The organism is Cryobacterium sp. Y50 (genome assembly GCF_002929805.1).
Taxonomy (GTDB): Bacteria; Actinomycetota; Actinomycetes; order Actinomycetales; family Microbacteriaceae; genus Cryobacterium.
On sequence record NZ_PJJM01000024.1, the window covers coordinates 1 to 2,641 of the forward strand.

The 2,641-nt window shown below is 60.7% G+C and carries 2 protein-coding genes; both read right to left on the reverse strand.

Annotated elements, in window-relative coordinates; all coding sequences use genetic code 11:
* Positions 1-138: 138 nt before the first annotated feature.
* A protein-coding gene (locus CXY73_RS00200) for an IS3 family transposase (protein ID WP_104176404.1) occupies positions 139-1,538 on the reverse strand; the annotation gives its coding sequence in 2 pieces (ribosomal slippage) (positions 139-1,217 and positions 1,217-1,538; 1,401 coding nt in all).
* 492 nt (positions 1,539-2,030) lie between these two features.
* The gene (locus tag CXY73_RS00205) at positions 2,031-2,321 is read right to left on the reverse strand and encodes a DUF427 domain-containing protein (RefSeq protein ID WP_104176405.1); all 291 of its coding nucleotides are present in this window, start codon (positions 2,319-2,321) and stop codon (positions 2,031-2,033) included.
* Between the last annotated feature and the right edge of the window lie 320 nt (positions 2,322-2,641).

Sequence of the window (2,641 nt, forward strand, 5' to 3'; positions counted from 1 at the left end):
GACGTAGGGCGAGAATCAGGAATCATCACCATGTCCAGCCCGTCTGTGATCGCCGTGCGCGACGATAGTCCTATGAGTAGTACCGGACCCCGAGCTGGTGGTCCGGAACTTGTCAAGGCGGATGAGACCAGTGGGAGTTTAGGCGGCTAGTTCGAGGCGGTCATTCTTGGTGGGTTTGTCGGCTGGTTTGTTGATCCATGCCGTCTCGGGAATGGAGAGAATCTTAGGTGCCTGGGTCGTACTGAATCGCTCGGGGAAGCGCGCGCGTGCCGCGTCCAGCGTCGCTGCTCGTTCGATGGCTTTCGCCGCTGCGAGGCCGTAGTGAACGTCGGCGGGCGTGTTCAGGCCGATCCCGGAATGGCGATGCTCGTGGTTGTAACCGTCGACGAATGAGGCCATGAACGTCTTCGCGTCGGTGAGGGAGCCGAAGCGTTCGGGGAACGTCGGAGCGAATTTCAAGGTCTTGAACCACGCCTCGCTGTAGGGATTATCGTTACTCACCCGAGGCCTCGAGTGCGACTTGGTGACCTCCAGATCAGACAGCAACACCGCGACGGTCTTGGACGTCATCGACGTGCCGCGGTCAGCGTGAACGACCTGCGGTACGCCGTGAATGCCGAAGATCTCCTTCATCATCTCCACCGCCAGCTCTCCCGATTCCGACGCGTGAACATACGCGCCGACGATGTAGCGCGAGTAGATATCGATCATCACGTAAGCATCGAAGTACTTCCCCTTGATCGGACCGGCTAGTTTCGTGATGTCCCACGAATACACCTGACCTGGTCCCGTCGCCGTCAGCTCGGGGATCGCCCGGGCCGGATGGCGTGCCAAGCGGCGGCGGTCCTTGACCTGCTGGTTCTCGTTCAACACCCGATACATCGTTGATATTGAGCACAAGTAGGTGCCCGCGTCGAGCAACTGCGCGTAGATCTGGATCGGCGGCAGGTCCACGAACGGCGTCGAGTTGACGACGTCGAGAATCTGCCGGCGGTCGCTGTCGCCGATCTTGTTCGTCGGAATCATCGCCGGCCGACGCACCGGAATGCGTCGTTTCCGGGTGGCTGTCGCTCGAGGGATCCCGACCAAGTCGGCCGCGACACGAGTTGAGATCCCTCGGCTGGCCAGTTCGCGGTAAGCGGTCATTACGGCAACGCACGCGGTGTTTCGTCCCGCGAGCTCTTCGAAAGACTTTCGAGTAGCTCGTGCATTTTTGACATGATCTCCAACGCCACCCCCGTCGTTTCCAGGCGCTGCTCGGTCTTGCTCAACTGGCGGCGCAGCCGGGCGATTTCAGCTTGCTCCGGAGTTAACCGGCCAATCTTCTCCCCGGGTTTCTTCCCCGCAAGAACACCGGCGTCGCGCAGCTTGCGCCACTCGGTGATCTGCGAGGAGTAAAGCCCCTCGGAGCGCAGATACGCGCCGCCCTTGTTGTTCTTGATGGCCGTGTCATACGCGGCCAGGTAAGCAAGCTTCTGCGCTGGGGTGAATGACCTTCTCGAGGTCGGGCCACCAGCTCGGGGTCCGGGACTACTCATATGACTATCGTCGCGCACGGCGATCACAGACGGGCTGGACATGGTGATGATTCCTGATTCTCGCCCTACGTCACACGGCGGACTTGCTATTAGCTACTGGCCTCACCCAACCCTGGCACGTAGGGTGCCGGCCCACAGCCGAAGACCGTCTCTATTCCCGACGATCGTCGCGCTCAAGCCGCTGAGAAGCTGTGCCCTGATCGCCATCGTTATTCCCTCCAAGGCAGTGCGCTGCACAGTCTCCACGGCCTTGGACCTCACAGAGCACAGGCATTACGATCAGAACACCGCCACAGCACGGCTCAGCCCGCGGCGAAATACCAGTGGTCGCCACGGCGGGCACGCACATCGAACACCGCAACAATAGTCATGACGTGGGGCACGAGGCGAACCCACCGGCGGTGCCTGACTGCGAGGTGTGCTGCTTCGTTATGTGCGCGTCATGATCCGGAGATACACGGCGCCGAGAGGATTCTCTCGACGGTCGCCGTTTTAGTGGACTTTCACGACGCGGACGCTCTTACCAAACGCGACATGGCCCCGAATGTTCTCTGCCGCCGGCGTTGGAGTGGGGTAGTACCAGGCGGCATTCGTGTTCTCCTGCCCGTCGACGCTGAGCGTGTAGTACTTTGCAGTGCCTTTCCATGGGCACTGCGACGTCAACGATGTGGGGGAGAAGTACGCAGAGTGCAGCGACTCAGTCGGGAAGTACTGGTTACCCTCAACCAGGATGGTTTCATCCGACTCTGCCAGTACGACAGCAGTCCAGACTGCTTGATACATGGCCTGCTCCCTGCGTGTTGTGTGCGGATTGACCCGCAACTGCACCCAGTGTAGGCGGTTTATCCGGCGCGGTTCTATAACCGGGAACATACACAGCAAACCCGAGTACGTGAACATGACCTCGGGTGTGCACCGTAGTGCTCAGTCAGATGTCGCTGGCACTCTCAAACATTGAGACCTGGGGGACGCTGGCTGGCAATGAGCTCAGTTCGGTCGCGCCCGCGCCCGCGCGCCACGCCCGATAGGCCGCGTCAGCGTCGGCCGACGTCCACCGCTCCAGCAAAATCATGTGGGTGGGATCTTCGCGATCAAGCAACACG

Excerpts from the sequence above, each read along its gene's own strand:
- CXY73_RS00205 (WP_104176405.1), bottom strand. The coding sequence starts at position 2,321 with ATGTATCAAGCAGTCTGGACTGCTGTCGTACTGGCAGAGTCGGATGAA.